Annotated in this window: 14 protein-coding genes; all 14 read left to right on the top strand. The window is 48.9% G+C overall.

What is annotated here, in order from left to right; genetic code table 11:
- The 14 genes from ACJO5Y_RS14975 (at position 1) to ACJO5Y_RS14910 (ending at position 17,111) form a co-directional block, all read left to right on the top strand.
- Positions 1–1,002: a sulfotransferase family protein gene (locus tag ACJO5Y_RS14975; protein ID WP_406988296.1), complete on the top strand. Its 1,002-nt coding sequence runs from the start codon at positions 1–3 to the stop codon at positions 1,000–1,002.
- Positions 1,002–1,958, top strand: coding sequence for a sulfotransferase (locus ACJO5Y_RS14970; protein WP_406988295.1), 957 nt, complete (start codon positions 1,002–1,004; stop codon positions 1,956–1,958). Before ACJO5Y_RS14975 ends, ACJO5Y_RS14970 begins: the two co-directional genes overlap by 1 nt.
- Positions 1,955–2,905 (top strand): GNAT family N-acetyltransferase, encoded by a 951-nt coding sequence (locus tag ACJO5Y_RS14965; RefSeq protein ID WP_406988294.1) that lies wholly within the window; start codon positions 1,955–1,957, stop codon positions 2,903–2,905. Before ACJO5Y_RS14970 ends, ACJO5Y_RS14965 begins: the two co-directional genes overlap by 4 nt.
- Positions 2,906–2,908: 3 nt before the next feature.
- The gene (locus ACJO5Y_RS14960; RefSeq protein WP_406988292.1) at positions 2,909–4,261 is read left to right on the top strand and encodes a polysaccharide deacetylase family protein; all 1,353 of its coding nucleotides are present in this window, start codon (positions 2,909–2,911) and stop codon (positions 4,259–4,261) included.
- A gap of 6 nt (positions 4,262–4,267) precedes the next feature.
- On the top strand, positions 4,268–5,584 hold the full coding sequence (locus tag ACJO5Y_RS14955; RefSeq protein ID WP_406988290.1) for an O-antigen polymerase: 1,317 nt from the start codon (positions 4,268–4,270) through the stop codon (positions 5,582–5,584).
- A gap of 159 nt (positions 5,585–5,743) precedes the next feature.
- A complete protein-coding gene (asnB, locus tag ACJO5Y_RS14950) occupies positions 5,744–7,627 on the top strand; it encodes an asparagine synthase (glutamine-hydrolyzing) (protein ID WP_406988288.1) in 1,884 nt (627 codons plus the stop codon).
- Positions 7,624–8,745 carry a glycosyltransferase gene (locus ACJO5Y_RS14945; protein WP_406988287.1) on the top strand — a complete coding sequence of 374 codons (1,122 nt, stop codon included), beginning with the start codon at positions 7,624–7,626 and terminating at the stop codon, positions 8,743–8,745. The genes asnB and ACJO5Y_RS14945 overlap by 4 nt, the downstream gene beginning before the upstream one ends.
- Positions 8,723–9,856, top strand: a complete 1,134-nt coding sequence (locus ACJO5Y_RS14940) for a glycosyltransferase family 4 protein (protein WP_406988286.1) — start codon at positions 8,723–8,725, stop codon at positions 9,854–9,856. Before ACJO5Y_RS14945 ends, ACJO5Y_RS14940 begins: the two co-directional genes overlap by 23 nt.
- A gap of 45 nt (positions 9,857–9,901) precedes the next feature.
- Positions 9,902–11,137: a glycosyltransferase family 4 protein gene (locus ACJO5Y_RS14935; protein ID WP_406988285.1), complete on the top strand. Its 1,236-nt coding sequence runs from the start codon at positions 9,902–9,904 to the stop codon at positions 11,135–11,137.
- A 14-nt stretch (positions 11,138–11,151) separates the two neighbouring features.
- Positions 11,152–11,745 (top strand): sugar transferase, encoded by a 594-nt coding sequence (locus ACJO5Y_RS14930; protein WP_406988284.1) that lies wholly within the window; start codon positions 11,152–11,154, stop codon positions 11,743–11,745.
- Positions 11,745–12,368 carry an acetyltransferase gene (locus ACJO5Y_RS14925; protein WP_406988283.1) on the top strand — a complete coding sequence of 208 codons (624 nt, stop codon included), beginning with the start codon at positions 11,745–11,747 and terminating at the stop codon, positions 12,366–12,368. The genes ACJO5Y_RS14930 and ACJO5Y_RS14925 overlap by 1 nt, the downstream gene beginning before the upstream one ends.
- Before the next feature lie 52 nt (positions 12,369–12,420).
- The gene (locus tag ACJO5Y_RS14920) at positions 12,421–13,593 is read left to right on the top strand and encodes a DegT/DnrJ/EryC1/StrS family aminotransferase (protein ID WP_406988281.1); all 1,173 of its coding nucleotides are present in this window, start codon (positions 12,421–12,423) and stop codon (positions 13,591–13,593) included.
- Between the two features lie 2 nt (positions 13,594–13,595).
- Entirely contained in the window at positions 13,596–15,533 is a 1,938-nt protein-coding gene (locus tag ACJO5Y_RS14915; protein ID WP_406988279.1) for a polysaccharide biosynthesis protein, read from the top strand.
- Between the two features lie 129 nt (positions 15,534–15,662).
- Complete coding sequence (locus ACJO5Y_RS14910; RefSeq protein WP_406988277.1) at positions 15,663–17,111, top strand: MBL fold metallo-hydrolase RNA specificity domain-containing protein; 1,449 nt, start codon at positions 15,663–15,665, stop codon at positions 17,109–17,111.
- Positions 17,112–17,126: the final 15 nt, after the last annotated feature.

Below are 17,126 nucleotides of genomic sequence, written 5' to 3'. Positions count from 1 at the left end.
ATGAAACCCCCCGTTTTTTTACTCGCCTCTGAGCGCTCAGGAACTAACCTATTAAGACGGAGGCTAACCGAATATCAAAAAGAATACTTTGGGCCGGCACCCTTGCACTTGCTTAAGCATCTGTATTGGGCAGAACCTTATTATGGTGACCTGGCTTGTGAAGGAAACTTCAGGGAATTCATAAGAGACGCGCTTGGTTTAGCATATCATCATTTCTCACCGTGGGATGAGGAAATATCGGTCGACCAAGTACAGTCAGAATATGATTCGATTTTCCAGGGTCAACGTTCATCTGTAGGTGTGATGCATGTCATATACTCCATTTATGCCTGGCGGAAAGGTTACTCAAGCTATTTTTGCAAAGACAATAATATTTTTGATTTTGTAAGCGATATTAAACTTTTGATTCCAGAGTCCAAATTTGTATATTTGTATCGAGATCCGAGAGACGTAGTGGTAAGTCAAATGAAACGTCCGCTTCAAAACAAAAGCGTTTCTTTCTTAGCTGATCTTTGGCGCAATGAGCAGGTGCGGTGTATTCGACATGCGAAGTTCTTGGAAAGTTCTAACGATGTGATGATGATTTCCTACGAAGACCTTATTCAAGACGAGTTGTTGCATGTTAAAAGGCTTTGCGATTTCCTGAATGTAGAGAAACTTGAAACGAAAGAAAATTTTTCAGTTAATGAAAATATCCAAATTCAAGAGTGGGAAAACCTCAACAAGCCCACCATTAAAGGTAACAGTGGGAAATTTTTAGAATCGCTCTCAAGGTCAAAATTGAAAAAGATTGAAGGTATATGCTGGCATCAAATGGTCTGGCTTGGGTATCAACCTGTTTCAAGTAGAAGAGAGTATGTTTCTTATAAAAAATTAAAGATTGATGTGTTTTTCGGAATAGTAATTAAGATATTAACCTCGCGGCTTAAAAAGTCAGGCACAACCGAGGAACAAATGGATCGGGCAAAGTACACAAACTCGCTTCAAGCTAAGTGGCGCTGATGATTTGCGTAATAACCAAATATCGGAAAATTTGTGTTAATCGATTGCTAATTTTGCTAGCGCCGATCGTGCGGCTATTGGAAAGCGTTCAGTTCAATACGAAGCGAACCGACGTTGCCCCTCCTATTTTCATAATTGGTGCTCCGCGGACAGGCTCAACTATCCTCTATCAGGCTCTAACGAACGCCTATCAACTGGCCTACATAGACAATTCCACCTGCACTTGGCATCGTAATTTGCGATTCGGTCTATGGCTAAGTAGGAAAAAGTACGGGAGCAGGCCACACAATAACTTCCAATCTGATCACGGCAATACTCATAAGTTTGGCGGGCACGCACCAAGTGAATGTGGTCAGTTCTGGTATCGATGGCTGCCCAAAGATCGTCATTTTATTGATCACCATGAAATCACCACGAAAATGGTGACTGGCCTCCGGCAAGAAGTGCTCGGAGCGTCTGCTTATTTGCAGGAACCTTTGCTGTTCAAAAATCTGAATGCCGGGCAACGGTTGCGACTGATTCACAAGGTCTTCCCCGATGCCAAGATTATCTTCGTGCGCCGCGATCCGAGGTTTGTGACACGCTCGATTCTCAAAGCGCGTGACAAGGTTGGTGCGGGGAAGGGGCAGTGGTGGAGCATTATGCCGCCAAATGTTTCTGATCTATTAGAGCTTGATGAAAGCGAAATGTGTTCGGGACAGGTGTATTACCTAGAAAGCCAAATTGAAGAAGATTTAGTGCTGTTTCCACAGGAGAATGTTCGCCAAGTGCATTATCAAACTTTCGATGAAAATTTGATACACGATTTGGGCAACTGGATTGGTGTTTCACGCAGGGCAGGTGGCGTGCTTCCTGAGTTTCAGCACGACGACGTAGACCAGTTGACGCCCCAAGAGCAGGCAGAGTTGGCGACACTTGTCGAGAAATACCCCTTCAAAAAGGAACTGTTCGTTTGAAAGACGTATACCGCGAACTCTGTGAAAACGAGCTTTCTATACCGCTTTTTTCCCAAGCTTGGTGGCTAGACGCAGTTGCGGGCGATGCCTGGAATGTCGTGCTGGCAACCAAGGGAAAGCAGGTTGTTGGTGCACTTCCTTATGTAATTCGCAAGCGGTGGGGGTTTTCACTACTGACACAGCCAGCATTGACTCAAGCGCTTGGTCCTTGGGTTCGCCCCTCACAAAAATCGTACCCGAAATTTCTTGCTTACGAGAAAGATGTGCTCGGGGAATTGGCCGACCAACTACCTGCCCATGATTACTACGCTCAGAACTGGCATTGCGAACGCACGAATTGGCTGCCATTTTTCTGGCGTGGTTGTGTACAAACTACTCGCTATACTTATCGCCTGCCATTGCATGAAGGTCAGGATCAAGTTTGGAAAGGTTTGCAAGAAAACACTCGCAGGGAAATCAGAAAGGCTAGGGATAGATTTGACGTTAGTGTGCGTGCCGGTGGGCTGGATGAATTTCTTGCCTTGAATAGACTGACCTTTGAGCGACAGGGTCGTATAGTTCCTTATACCAACGAATTTGTCGCACGCATTGATAGCGCCGCATCCTCGCGTAGCGCCCGTGACTGCCTCGTTGCGGTAGATGGAGAGGGCCGATTGCATGCGGGTGCCTATATCCTGCGCAGCGGTAATACCGCGTACTATCTCATGGGTGGGGGTGACCCCGAGTTGCGTAACAGTGGAGCAACAAGCCTCGTACTCTGGGAAGCCATCTGTCGCCAGCCAGGCACGATAGAGATATTCGATTTTGAGGGCTCGATGATCGAACCAATCGAGCGCTTTTTCAGGGCATTTGGGGCTGTGCAGACACCATACTTTCATGTATCGCGCTATCGATCGAAACTACTGCGACTGCTTGATACCCTTCGTTCGATTCGTAGCTGGGAATAGTCCTTGACTCTGTTTACAAATAACGCCCGTCGTTGGCTGGAAACCATTCTTGAGGAAAGGTTTGGCAAGAGGTTCGATTTGCTGGAGCAGCCCAATATGCTGGTTCTCAGGTTGTCGGGCCAAAAAGGTGAAATCAAGTTTGATCACTTGCAGTCGGCCTTCCATCAGTCCCGCTCCAGTTTTCCTTGCAAGCAGTGGCAGGCATCGTTGGAGGGGTATGTAGCGCCAATTGAAGACGAAATTCCCGCTCCTTCGGAAAGCCAGCTGCCTAGCCCATTAATCGAAGTAGATAAGCAGAGCGTATTCGTCCATTACGATATTCTGGGGCTGACCTACTGGATGCTTTCTCGACTTGAAGAAGTTAACCGAGAGGATCTGGATGGCCACCAGCGTTTTCCCGCCACGTCATCTCACGCGTATAAATGTAACTACCTTGAGCGCCCGATCGTGGATGAGTGGTTGATTATTCTGGGGCAGGTGATTCTGCGTGTTTGGCCCCAGGTTAAGTTAAAACCGCATCAATTCAGTATCAAGGTGTCCCATGATGTAGACACTCCTAGTCTATACGGTTTTAAACGCTGGACTAGCATTGGTCGGATGATGGTCGGGCACCTGCTTAAACGTCGGGATTTCCGCGCTTGTCTAATGGCACCTTACATAAAGCTAAGTACCCGTAGTCAGCTCAACCCTGCTGACCCGTTTAACACCTTTGACTGGCTGATGGATGTTTCCGAAGCGAATGGCCTGCAAAGTGCTTTTTATTTCATCTGCGGGCGCACCGACCCAGCACGTGATGCCGACTATGAGCCGGAACACCCCGCCATCCGAAACCTGATGCGTCGTATCCATGAACGCGGTCATGAAATAGGCCTGCACCCTAGCTATGACACTTTCCAGAAACCTGACTTGATTAAACGGGAAGCTGACCGCTTAAAGAACATTTGTGCAAAGGAGGGAATCAAGCAAACTGAGTGGGGGGGGCGAATGCATTATTTGCGCTGGGCGCAGTCCACGACAATGCGTGCATGGGACGCTGCGGGCCTGAGCTACGACTCCACTCTGGGTTATGCGGATAGGCCAGGCTTTCGTTGTGGTACCTGCCATGAATACCCAGCCTTTGATCCAGTGGGGCAGGAGCGGTTGAACTTGAGGATAAGGCCGTTGGTGGTTATGGAGTGTACTGTAATCGACCAGATGTATTTAGGGCTGGGCGTTAGTGAGGCAGCGGACCAAAGGATCAGACTATTGAAAGAGCGATCTCGATCGGTTAAGGGGACTTTTGGGCTGTTGTGGCATAATTCCTATTTTGATGATACGGCTTGCAAATCAATTTACGAGAGTATTATAGAGCGGTAAATTAAATTGTTAGATATTTTATTTTGGTGCTTGTTCACAATTGTTCCAATTGTTGCCTTTATGCAGTTAAGGGTTGCTGGCGAATATATTTACCAAGTAAGTTTGGTAAATGTGACGGTGGTCTCGCTTTTTATGTTTTCTTTCATCGGAACACTGCCTCTATTCTATTTTCTAGATGACTATCGGTACAATTCTGGAATTCAAGACCAGCTCTTGATTTTAAAAGTTCTGCTTTATTCCGGTATAAATATTGTTGTCTTTTTATGTGGCGTTATTTTTGTGCGTAAGGTGCTAGGTTTCCGGCCGGTAAATTTTAATTATCATGAGATAACCCCTCTTAACACTCTTCAAAAGACATTACTCGTAGCAATATTTTTTATTTGTGGCTTTGTTTTATTCGCTTATTTACAAAAGATAGATAAGGTTGCGATTATAGTCGCCTTGACTGAGTCAGTCTCTTCTGCCAAAGAATATCGAAGTGATATGGGGAATTCGTTTGAAGGAAAATATCATTGGTATAAGCTAGTAATGCGTGACATCGGTAGCTTGTTGACATTTGTCGCTTTCGTGATTTGGCTTAACCGAAAAACATTCATTACATTTATAACCTTCGTTGTGACCTTTAGCTACTCGGCATTTGTGGCTGTCATGGCAACTCAAAAATCTCCTCTTGCGTGGTTGTTAATCGGCCTGTTTATGACCTACTTTTTGGTAAGAAATAATGGTCTGATCCCATTAAAAAAGTTGATTCCATTTGTTGCCTTTATTGTCGGCTTGCTTATGATTTCTTATGTGTTTTTCATGGGGTCAGACAGTATAGGATCTGCACTTTGGTCTGTTTTTTCACGCGCGTTCACCGGAAGTATTTCACCTGCATATTTTTATCTAGAATTTTTCCCGGCTCATCAAGATTATTTACTGGGGCGAACGTTTCCTAATCCTGGTGGCTTGATGCCTTATGAGCCCTATCTTTATACTATTGAAGTTATGAATTGGTTGTTTCCTTCGCTTGCTGAATCTGGTGTCGTGGGAACCGCTCCAACCGCGTTCTGGGGAGAAGCTTACGCTAATTTTGGACCAGTTGGTATTCCCTTCGTTGCTTTTATAATGGGAAGTATAATTGCAATCGTTAGCTATATAATTTCAAAATTCGAAATAAACCCTATTTCTATTGGATTTACAATTTGGTTAATCCTTAAATTTAGAGAGCTCTCAGTTTCAGGGTTTAGTGCATATTTTTACAATGTATATATTATTTCTTTGGCGATTATTGTTGTGGTTGTTCTTGCCGTTCGTGGACATTTCAGGCTTAGAAAGGGTTAGAGTTAGTTGTGAGGGCTTTCCTGATTTTACGGTTCCCCTCTCCCTTTAATATTTATTTTTAAAGTCCGGCTTTGAAAATATTGTGGCAGGCATTCTTTGGCTGAGCTCTGGGTTTCGTTTAGCTTTGTTTTATGACCTTTTTATTTGTGAGTTTTATTAATGTGTGGTTTTTTGGGTTGTGCCGTTAAAGAAGAAAAAAATGAAAGCCTGATTAATTCTGCTCTGAGCATGATCATGCATCGTGGTCCTGACCACTTGTCATTTTTAGCTGAAAAAATTGATGGAAGTTTTATTTATCTTGGTCACACTCGTTTATCGATTATTGACTTGAGTGAACAGGCATCTCAGCCTTTTGAATCCTCTTGTCATCGATATTCTCTCGTTTTCAATGGTGAGATCTATAACTATAAAGAGCTAAAAAACGAACTGCAGGAACTTGGATATACGTTCAGAACAGAGTCTGACACAGAGGTACTGCTCTATGCTTTAGTGCATTGGGGGGTCTCAGCTTTACGCCGACTTATCGGCATGTTTTCTTTTGTTATGCTAGATCGTTCTGAACGAAAACTAACCTTGGCTCGTGATGCTTTTGGAATAAAACCGTTTTTTTATGAACTAAATGGCAATGATTTGTACTTTGCGTCAGAGCTCCGTCCTTTATTACACCTTCGACAAGAAAACCCAAAACCCAATTTGCAGCGCGCTTATGACTACCTGGTTCATGGTGACTACGATTCGTCAGAAAACAGCTTTGTAGCAGGTGTGAAGCACCTACCGCCAGCGAATTACTTCACGTTTGACCTTGAGACAGGTGTGGCTTCGAAGCCTACGCGCTGGTGGCAGCCCGATCTGACCAGAACATCATCATTAACCTTTGAGCAGGCAGTGGGAAAGTTGAGGGGGCTGTTTCTGGACAGCGTAAAGCTGCACCTGCGCAGTGATGTGCCTTTGGGTGTTGCTTTGTCTGGTGGTATCGATTCGTCAGCGGTAGTGTCTGCTGTTCGGTATATTGAGCCTGATATGCCACTCAATACATTCAGTTATATTGCCAGTGATGATTTGATATCAGAAGAAAAGTGGGTTGATCTTCTGAATGATGAAATGCGAGCTGACGGCCATAAGGTCATTGCCAATGAGCGTGAAATGCAAGCCGACCTGGATGAAATGCTGCTCAAACAGGGTGAGCCATTTGGCAGTACCAGCATTTATGCGCAATATCGTGTTTTCAAGTTAGCCAAGGATTGCGGTGTTACGGTTACACTCGATGGGCAAGGGGCCGATGAGCTTCTAGCAGGCTATTCCGGCTATCCGGGCCACCGCCTGTTAAGCTTGGTCGAGTCTAAGGGTTGGTTAGCAGCGCATCAATATGCAAAGCGTTGGGCGCAATCGCCGGGCCGAAGTTATTTATTGGCCTGGCAGTATCTGGGCCGAATTAAGTTGCCAGATCGCCTCTACGCTCTAGTTCGAAAAAAAATGGGTCGTGATTTTCGGCCGCCTTGGCTGAATGCTGAGTATCTGGCGAAAAACGGAGTTCGCTTTGCGGAGGCCCGTGCTCCAATGAGTGATCAAAATCGTGGGCAGAGAGTCAAGGAAGCCTTGGTGAACTCGCTGATGCAGCGTGGTTTGCCGTCATTATTGCGCCACGGCGACCGTAATTCCATGGCTTTTTCCATTGAAAGCCGTGTACCTTTCCTGACTCTTCCCTTGGCAGAGTTCTTGCTGTCTCTGCCTGAGCATTATCTGATTTCTGAGGATGGCGTCACCAAGCATGTGTTCAGAGAAGCCATGAGGGGTATTGTGCCGGATAGCCATTTGGATAGAAAAGATAAAATTGGTTTTGCAACCCCGGAATCTACCTGGCTGCGTAGCATGTCGGATGTTCTCAAAGGTTGGATAGATCAGGCCCCGGATATTGCCTTTTTGAATAAAGAGTCGCTTTTGCAGGAGTTTGATGAAGTAATGCAAGGAAAGAGATCTTTTGACGGCCGAGTTTGGCGTTGGGTTAACTACTTGCGCTGGTGCAGCCTGATGGGTATAAAATGAAAATTGTAAACCTTGTTTTGAACAATTTTCTCAATGATAGCCGTGTACTGAAAACCTCCAGGTCGTTGGTTCGCCTTGGTCATGATGTGAAAGTCGTTGCGCTGCATGAAGCTGATCTCCCCGTTCACGAAGAATTGGATACTGTTAAGGTTCATCGAATTCCGCTGACCACGCGGAATTGGTCAAAGCGCAAGCTGGTACAGGTCGTTAAGCTAATTGAGTTTATAGTTCGCTTTACGCTCAAGTATAGAAAAGTGGATGTCTTGCACTGTAATGATTTGAATGCTTTGCTGGTCGGTTGCCTTTGTAAGGCAACTCGGCCATCGGTCAATATTGTATATGACTCTCATGAATATGCGATTAATGATGTTCCCTACCAGCCGTCGTCAACAATTAAAGTTAAATATTGGCTAGAAAGGTTTCTTATTCGATATGCGAATCAAGTCATCACAGTGAGCGATTCCATTGCCAATGAATATGCTCGTTTATATAAAATTAAAAAGCCCCACCTTTTACTAAATTGCCCTATCTACAAGGAACAACGCTCGGGCAACCTGTTTCGCGAGAATTTGGGTATTCGCACTGATCAAACCATTTTTCTTTACCAAGGGGGGCTGAGCAAGGGGCGCGGCATAGAGTTACTGTTAGAGGCATTCTCCGGCCTTGAATCAGATCAGAACGTATTGGTGTGTATGGGCTATGGCCCACTTGAACAATTGATCCGACAAACAGCCGAGCGCAATAGTTCGATCTATTTCCACTCTGCTGTCACTCCGGACGTGCTTTTGAATTACACTAGCTCGGCGGACTATGGCATTTCTTTCATCGAAGACTCTTGTTTGAGCTATCGATATTGCTTGCCGAACAAGATGTTCGAGTACTTAATGGCGGGGCTACCCGTGCTTACTTCTAACCTCTACGAGATGAAGCGGTTGGTCGAGGTTGAAGGTGTTGGCATCGTTGCCGAGGACAATACGGTGGAAGGTTTCCGTATGGCGGTCTCTGACTCTTTGGCCCAAGATTATGCTGCTACCCAGAAAAATGTTTTTGTGTGTCGTAAAAAGTACTGTTGGGAAGTGCAGGAGAAAGTTTTGAATGAGGTTTATGGTGCCCTCTAACCTATCTATTGCCCATCTGACGTCCGCCCATCCGCGCACTGACACCCGCATATTCCTTAAGGAATGCACCTCCCTTGCCAACCAAAGGTATGCCGTTTCCCTGGTCGTCGCCGATGGCCAGGGTAATGAGAAAATAAACGGTGTCGCAATCTACGATGTTGGCGCATCCAAAGGCCGTGTGGATCGCATCCGCCATGCTCCGAAGCGCGTTCTGCGAAAAGCTCTGGAGCTCGATGCGCAGATCTATCACCTGCACGATCCAGAGTTAATCCCGATTGGCTTGCAGCTAAAAAAACGTGGGAAAAAGGTCATTTTCGACGCCCATGAGGATGTCCCTAAGCAGTTGCTTGGTAAACCATATCTGAATAAGCCTACTCGATGGCTGCTTTCGAAAGCGTTCGCTTTGTATGAGCGCCTGGCCTGTCGGAAGCTGGACGGAGTGATTGCCGCCACGCCATACATTCGCGACAAGTTTCTTGAAATGGGAATAAGGTCAGTGGATATAAACAATTATCCGCTGCTTGGTGAGTTGTCCAACAACGGCTCCGATTGGTCGCAGAAAAAAGCTCAGGTCTGTTACTTGGGCGGGCTTGATCCGGTCCGCGGAATTCAGGAGATGGTTCAGGCAATAGGCTTAACACAGGGAGATGTCAGGTTTGCGCTCGCAGGTAATTTTCGAAGTGCCGATTTCGAACAGCAAATACGTGCGGAGGCAGGCTGGCGAAAGGTCGATTTTGTAGGTTGGCTCGACCGGGAGGGGGTGAAGAAGACGCTGAGCGACTCCGTCGCGGGTCTGGTAACGTTGCACCCCATTATCAATTACCTGGATGCGTTGCCGGTAAAAATGTTTGAGTACATGGCGGCAGGTTTGCCGGTAATTGCCTCTGATTTTCCGCTCTGGAGGCAGATTATTGAAAGTAATCAATGCGGTTTATGCGTAGATCCGCTTGACCCGAAAGCCATTGCTCAGGCGATTGACTATCTCATTACCCATCCGGAAGAAGCCGAGTTCATGGGGAAGAATGGTAAGGCTGCGGTTGAGCAAAAATACAATTGGCTGATTGAAGAGAAGAAACTTTTTGATTGGTACGAGCTAATCGCTGGACAGTAAATCGTTGAGTGTTGTCCGACAAGTATCCACCTCTAGTAAAAAATTATGACGAAGACCGTCTGGATAATAAACCAATATGCCTCAACGCCTGAAACCGGTATGGGCGGACGACACTACCTATTGGCAAAAGAACTGGCCGCTAATGGCGTAAACGTGTACCTGATAATGGCGAGTTTTCACCATTTACTTCACTCACCAGTCCAACCCGAATCGACATACACGATGTCCACGGCAGGCAACCTCAATGTAATTCGGATCAAAGTGCCCGTATACAACGATGCGCACAATAGCCGTCGAATCCTTAATTGGTCAATATTTGCCTACAGGCTGCTGGGACTTAAAAGATTTATCCAGCAGAAACCGGATGCGATTTTATACTCGTCGCTTTCATTGGTCGGGATATTAAGTGCTGAACGGCTATCACGCTACTACCAAGTGCCTCTCACCTTTGAAGTTCGGGATATCTGGCCTTTAACCTTGACTGAGATTGGTGGTGTATCGCAACGACACCCCTTCGTCCGTTTCCTTCAGTGGGTCGAAGACAGGGCTTACAGGGTCTCTGATTGTGTTATTTCCAATCTTCCTGGGGCTGTTAATCATATGGTCGAAAGAGGAATGGCGCCTGAGAAGTTTGCATGGATTCCAAACGGTGTCTCACTCAGCGAAATCGAATCATGCGAGAAACTTGACCCGGAAGTGGCTGTCGAGATTCCCGATAACAAGTTTGTAGTGGGGTATGCGGGTACGATCGGCGTTGCGAATGCCCTGGACTGCTTGCTGTCGGCGGCGGCGTTGCTTAGCAATAAAACCGAAATTATTTTTGTTCTTGTAGGTAACGGTAAAGAAAAAGAACGACTGCTGGAACGAGTTGCGCGAGAACGTCTGGCTAACGTTCGGTTTTTGCCAGCGGTTCCGAAGGCTCAGGTTCCGTCTGTATTAGAGGAGTTTGATGTATGCTTTATCGGGTGGAAAGATGAGTCGCTGTATCGTTTTGGAATTGGGGCTAATAAGGTTCCGGAGTACTTCTACTCGGGAAAGCCGGTAATTCATGCTTTCTCGGGTGGCGAAGATCCTGTAGAGAAATTTGGTGCTGGCGTAACTGTGCCTGCAGAAAATCCAGAAGCGTTGGCAGAAGCCATAATGAACCTTCATCAAAAAACTCCTGAGGAGCTGGCTAAAATGGGGGGCAATGGAAAGAGAGCGGCGCGGGAACATTACGATTACTCTCTGCTTGCAAAACGCCTCGAATGTTTGTTGTTTGGCCCAGAGGATGTTAGTTGAGAGAGTTGTTTTTTATGAAACGAATGTTTGACCTTTTTCTTTCTTTTTTTGCGTTAGGTTTCTTGTTACCGGTGATTCTTGTCGTCGCATTGCTGATTCGGTTAAAGCTCGGTTCCCCGGTATTTTTTCGACAGACTCGCCCGGGTAAAGATGGAGCGCCTTTTCAGATGGTTAAATTTCGAACCATGCTGGATGCTGTCGACAAGCACGGAAACGCGCTGCCGGATAACCAACGAATGACGTCTTTTGGGAGCTTTCTCCGATCTACCAGCCTGGACGAACTCCCAGAGCTATGGAACGTTTTAAAGGGCGATATGAGCCTGGTAGGCCCTCGCCCGCTGTTGATGGAATATCTGCCCTTGTACACCAAAGAGCAGTACCGTCGCCATGAAGTTCAGCCGGGTATCACTGGTTGGGCGCAGGTGAATGGTCGTAATGCCATTTCCTGGGGAGATAAGTTTCGGCTGGATGTCTGGTATGTGGACAACCGTTCGTTCTGGCTTGATCTGAAAATTCTTTTTCTGACAGTGAAGAAGGTACTGTTTCGGGATGGAATCAGTGGTCAGGGTGAGGCGACTATGTCCAAATTTACCGGGAGCAAAGATTAATGCGATTGGCCATTATTGGGGCCAGTGGGCACGGCAAGGTTGTGGCAGATGCTGCTGAGTTGGCTGGCTGGCGAGAGGTTGTATTCTTTGATGACGCTTGGCCAGGTCTTAAGCAGAATGGTCCTTGGGCTGTTGGGGGTGATACCAAGGGGTTGCTGGATGACCTCACCTTGTTTGATGGCGTGGTAGTCGCGATTGGAAATAACCGGATTCGTCTGGCAAAGCAGCGGGAGCTTTTGGCTGCAGGAGCGTCATTTGCTTCGATTGTTCATCCTTCTGCGGTTGTAAGTCCCCATGCAAACATCGGAGACGGCACCGTGGTGTTTGCACATGCGGTAGTGAATGCCTGCGCTGTGGTTGGTGATGGCTGTATTGTGAATACTGGTGCGGTCATTGAACATGATTGTGTGATTGGTGACTTTGCCCACGTTAGCCCGAACGCGGTATTGGCTGGTGGAGTAACGCTTGGAAAACTTGCTTGGGTTGGTGCGAGTTCTTCTGTCAGGCAGTTGATTGAGGTGGGTGAGGCCGCCGTGGTTGGTATGGGAGCTGTGGTTACCAAAGCTGTGCCACCCGGATTAACCGTGGCTGGTAATCCTGCAAAAGTATTCACTGCTCGCTGATCAATATCTGTAATCTATGTTTTTTTGAATTTCTCGAACCACTGAGTAAAAAATGTTAAATGGACCGTTTTCTCCTTGGCCCTCCTTTACTGATGAGGAAGCCAATGCCGCGCGTGATGTTCTCCTCTCCAACAAGGTCAACTATTGGACTGGGCAGGAAGGTCGGGACTTTGAGCGTGAGTTCGCAGCGTTTGCCGATTCTGCGTTCGCCATTGCGGTAGCAAATGGAACTGTTGCACTCGACCTGGCGTTAAAGGGATTGGGGATCGGTGAAGAGGACGAAGTGATTGTGACTCCCCGCACTTTTCTTGCGTCTGTGTCGAGTATTGTTACGGCGGGTGCAACGCCAGTGTTTGCTGAGGTAGACCGAGATTCACAGAACATCACACCTGAGACCGTTCGCGAAGTTCTCACTCCGCGTTCCAAGGCGATTGTGTGTGTTCACCTGGCAGGTTGGCCCTGTGATATGGATGGCTTCCGGGCGCTGGCAGACGAATTTGGGTTGTACCTGATTGAGGACTGTGCGCAGGCCCACGGGGCGAAGTACAAAGGGCAGTCGGTTGGGACACTCGGTGACGTGGGCTGCTGGTCTTTCTGCCAGGACAAAATCATGACCACCGGGGGTGAAGGTGGAATGGTAACTACTAATGATCGTGCGCTTTGGTCCAGAATGTGGTCATTTAAAGATCATGGCAAGAGTTGGGAGGCCGTTTACGAGCGCGAACACCCGCCGGGGTTCCGATGGCTGCATGATTCTTTCGGTACGAACTGGCGAATGATGGAAATACAGGCCGCGATCGGTCGTATCCAGCTTAAGAGAATGCCCGAATGGCATAAAGCACGGAATAGGAATGCTCGGCAGATCTGGAATACCGCGAGGCAACTACCGGGTTTGCGGGTTCCTGATATTCCTGAGAGCATCGAGCACGCCGCTTATAAGTGTTATGTGTTCGTCGAGACCGGAAACCGAGACGCTGTAATGAAGGCACTTAATGAACAGGGCGTGCCTTGCTTTTCTGGCTCATGCTCTGAAGTGTATCTTGAGAAGGCCTTTGACGGTACCGGCTGGCGACCAGAGAAACGTCTGGCCGTAGCCCGGGAGTTGGGCGAGACTAGCTTGATGTTCCTGGTTCATCCTACGCTCACGCAGGCAGAGATCGATAAAACCTGTGAAGTGTTAACGCAAGTGATGCTTGATAACGAGCGTGATCATTTAAAGGATTGAGAATGGTCAAAGCGTTTCTGAATTTGCCACGCTTTCAAAAACGGATCATATCGGTTGCGTCTGATATGGTTGTTTTATTTTTTGCCATCTGGGCGGCCTTTGCGCTGCGCCTGGAGCAGCATTTGTGGGTGCCAAATTGGGATCAGGCCATCGTTGCGGCCATAACTGTCGTTTTCACCATCGGCGTATTTATCCGCTTGGGCCTTTACAGGGCTGTTATTCGTTTCCTCGGAGACAAGGCATTCCTCACGATCATCTATGGGGTTGTTCTCTCTAGTCTTTCACTCATTGTTCTGGGGTATCTGCTCCAGGTTTTCATTCCCCGATCTGTGCCGATAATTTACGGTGCGCTGGCGTTTTTGTTTGTTAGCGGTACACGTTTGGGCGTTCGCATGATCGTGAATCATCCCCGTCAGCGTGATAAAGAGGCCGTCGCCATTGTCGGTGCCGGTGAAACCGGCATGCAGCTCGCATCTGCATTGAGCCAAGGCACAGAATATCGCCCGGTAATGTTCGTGTCGTTCCAGCGTGCAAACCACAAGGCCATGATTAACGGCCTGCCAGTGGTGAGTATTGAGCATATTGCCAAGCACGCCCAAAAGCACGGCGTGCGCCGAATTTTGCTGGCGCTGGATGCGGATTCGAAGGTAAATCGTAAGGATTTGCTCAAGCGTCTGGAACCGTTGACCATACCTGTTCAGACCGTACCCTCCATGTCCGAATTGGTGGCCGGTCAGGCCCGGATTAATGATATCCGGGACCTGGAAATCGAAGATCTTCTGGGGCGTGATCCCGTGCGACCAGACACCGCTCTGGTGGCGGACAGTCTCTATCAGAAGGCTGTAATGGTAACTGGAGCAGGCGGTTCTATTGGCTCCGAATTGTGCCGCCAGATTCTTCGGCATAAGCCCCGGGTGCTGGTGTTGTTTGAGCAGTCCGAGTTTTCCCTTTACGCAATTGAGCGCGAACTACAATCCATCAACCGGGTTGAAGGGCTGAATGTTGAACTCCACCCGCTGTTGGGCAGTGTGACCCACCGTCGCCGCTGTGACGTGATCATGAGGGCGTTCGGTATCCAGACGGTGTACCACGCAGCGGCTTATAAGCATGTGCCGCTGGTTGAGCATAATGTGATTGAGGGCGTTCAGAACAATGTGTTCGGCACCTGGCATGCAGCCGAGGCAGCGATTGCCACGGGGGTTGAGCGATTCGTTTTGATTTCCACGGATAAGGCGGTGCGACCAACCAATGTCATGGGGGCCAGCAAGCGCTTGGCTGAACTGGTGCTGCAGGGGTTGGCGCAGCGGCAGAATGATACAGTGTTTTCCATGGTGCGTTTTGGGAACGTGCTGGGGTCGTCCGGTTCTGTGGTGCCGTTGTTCCGGGATCAGATCCGCGATGGTGGGCCTGTCACGGTAACGCACCCGGATATTATCCGTTATTTCATGACCATCCCAGAGGCCAGCCAACTGGTGCTTCAGGCCGGTAGTATGGGCCAGGGTGGTGAGGTGTTCGTTCTGGATATGGGGGAGCCCGTCAAGATTGCCGATCTCGCCAGGAAGATGATTCACCTGATGGGGCTTGATGAGAAAACCGAGGATAACCCCGATGGGGATATTGAGGTGGTGTTCTCTGGTCTTCGCCCGGGTGAGAAGCTGTATGAAGAGCTGCTGATCGGGGACGATCCGCAGGGAACTGCCAACCCCCGGATTATGATGGCCCGGGAAGTGTCCATGTCCTGGGAGGACATGGAAGCGACGCTGGATAAGCTGATGCGCGCCAGCCAGAGTTTTGATTGCGAAGGTATGGTTGAGGTTCTTCGCACTGCGCCGACCGGGTATGCGCCTAATAGTGATGTGGCGGATTTGGTTTGGTGTAGTGGCTTCGAAGTTGTGGAGGACATTTCGGCCGAAGGGAATGTTCGGCGGTTGCCTGTTTGATTTGTGTCGGATTACGCTTCGCTAATCCGACCTACGATTCAACGCCCCACACCGTAGGTCGGATTAGGCGAAGCCGTAATCCAACAAAACCGCCAAGCGGCCACCAAATGTTTAAACAAGGATGTTTAGATGATCGATATTCAACACCACGGCGCCACCACTGGCGTCACCGGCTCCTGCCACGAACTCGACATTGGCCCTGCCGGCGTCCTGATTGACTGCGGCTTGTTCCAGGGCGAAGAAGCGAGCAAGGGCGCGAATGCCACAAGTCTCGCCATTGATTTCTCCATTGACCACATTCGTGCGCTGATTGTTACCCACGTCCATATCGACCATGTTGGTCGCATTCCCTATTTGCTTGCTGCCGGTTTTGAAGGGCCGATTATTTGCTCGGAGCCTTCGGCCATCATGCTGCCGAAAATTCTGGAAGATGCCCTGAAGATTGGCTTCACCCGGGACCGGGCACTGATCGAACGAGTGCTGGGCCTGATTCGTTCGCGGATTGTGGCGGTGCCTTATGGCCAGTGGCATTCGGTGTTTGATGAGGGAGAGTATGCCCTGAAGGTGAGGTTGCAGCGGGCCGGGCATATTCTGGGTTCGGCCTATGTGGAGTGCGATACCCGTGACGGTGATGTGCAGGAGCGCATTGTATTCAGCGGTGATCTGGGCGCACCCCATGCGCCGTTGTTGCCGGAGCCAGCTTCGCCGGAGCGTGCCGACCGGTTGGTGATTGAGAGTACCTACGGCGACAAGGACCACGAAGATCGGGAAACGCGGCGTTATCGGCTGAAGGCGGTGTTGGAACATGCCCTTGAAGATGGCGGTACGGTGTTGGTGCCTGCGTTCAGTATCGGGCGGACGCAAGAGTTGTTGTATGAAATTGAGAGTTTGATTGCCGAATTTGGGGAGGCTCCGATCAACGCCGGGGTGTCGGAGCACGCCCCCGTAGGTCGGAATAGGCGCAGCCGTAATCCGACAAACCAGCTAACCTGGAACAACCTCGAAATCGTCGTCGACTCCCCCTTGGCCGCAGAATTCACCCGCATTTACGACCAACTGAAACCCTTCTGGGATGCGGAAGCTTCGGAACTGGTTCAACAGGGCCGCCATCCGCTGTCCTTCGAGCAACTGACGGTCATCAACGACCACAAGGATCACCTGGAGGCCGTGGAATACCTCGCCAGTACCCACCGCCCCTGTGTGGTGCTGGCGGGCTCCGGGATGTGTGCCGGGGGTAGGGTGGTGAATTACCTGAAGGCGTTGCTGGGGGATGAGCGCAACGATGTGTTGTTTGTGGGATATCAGGCTGCGGGCACGCCAGGTCGGGATATTCTGACCTACGGGCCCCGTGGTGGCTGGGTGGCGCTGGATGGGGAACGTTATGATATCCGCGCTCGTGTGCATCAGGTGGGCGGTTATTCGGCCCATGCGGGGCAATCGGATCTGGTTCGGTTTGTTGAGGGTATTCCGCAACCGCCTGCGGAGATTCGGATTGTGCATGGAGACAGGGGCGCGAAGGTGGCGTTGAAAAACAGGTTTCAAGGTTTGGGCGTAACAGGGATAATGATCCCCCAATAGGCTCGAAAGATTTCG

Source organism: Marinobacter alkalisoli, assembly GCF_045449855.1.
In the GTDB taxonomy this organism is placed as follows: domain Bacteria; phylum Pseudomonadota; class Gammaproteobacteria; order Pseudomonadales; family Oleiphilaceae; genus Marinobacter.
The sequence above is the reverse complement of the archived record's forward strand: the minus strand, read 5'-3'. Positions and strand labels throughout refer to the sequence as shown.

Coding starts and splice junctions, on each gene's coding strand:
- ACJO5Y_RS14920 (WP_406988281.1), top strand. CDS start 12,421: ATGTTAAATGGACCGTTTTCTCCTTGGCCCTCCTTTACTGATGAGGAA.
- ACJO5Y_RS14945 (WP_406988287.1), top strand. CDS start 7,624: ATGAAAATTGTAAACCTTGTTTTGAACAATTTTCTCAATGATAGCCGT.
- ACJO5Y_RS14925 (WP_406988283.1), top strand. CDS start 11,745: ATGCGATTGGCCATTATTGGGGCCAGTGGGCACGGCAAGGTTGTGGCA.
- ACJO5Y_RS14940 (WP_406988286.1), top strand. CDS start 8,723: ATGAGGTTTATGGTGCCCTCTAACCTATCTATTGCCCATCTGACGTCC.
- ACJO5Y_RS14975 (WP_406988296.1), top strand. CDS start 1: ATGAAACCCCCCGTTTTTTTACTCGCCTCTGAGCGCTCAGGAACTAAC.
- ACJO5Y_RS14910 (WP_406988277.1), top strand. CDS start 15,663: ATGATCGATATTCAACACCACGGCGCCACCACTGGCGTCACCGGCTCC.
- ACJO5Y_RS14930 (WP_406988284.1), top strand. CDS start 11,152: ATGAAACGAATGTTTGACCTTTTTCTTTCTTTTTTTGCGTTAGGTTTC.
- ACJO5Y_RS14970 (WP_406988295.1), top strand. CDS start 1,002: ATGATTTGCGTAATAACCAAATATCGGAAAATTTGTGTTAATCGATTG.
- asnB (WP_406988288.1), top strand. CDS start 5,744: ATGTGTGGTTTTTTGGGTTGTGCCGTTAAAGAAGAAAAAAATGAAAGC.
- ACJO5Y_RS14915 (WP_406988279.1), top strand. CDS start 13,596: ATGGTCAAAGCGTTTCTGAATTTGCCACGCTTTCAAAAACGGATCATA.
- ACJO5Y_RS14935 (WP_406988285.1), top strand. CDS start 9,902: ATGACGAAGACCGTCTGGATAATAAACCAATATGCCTCAACGCCTGAA.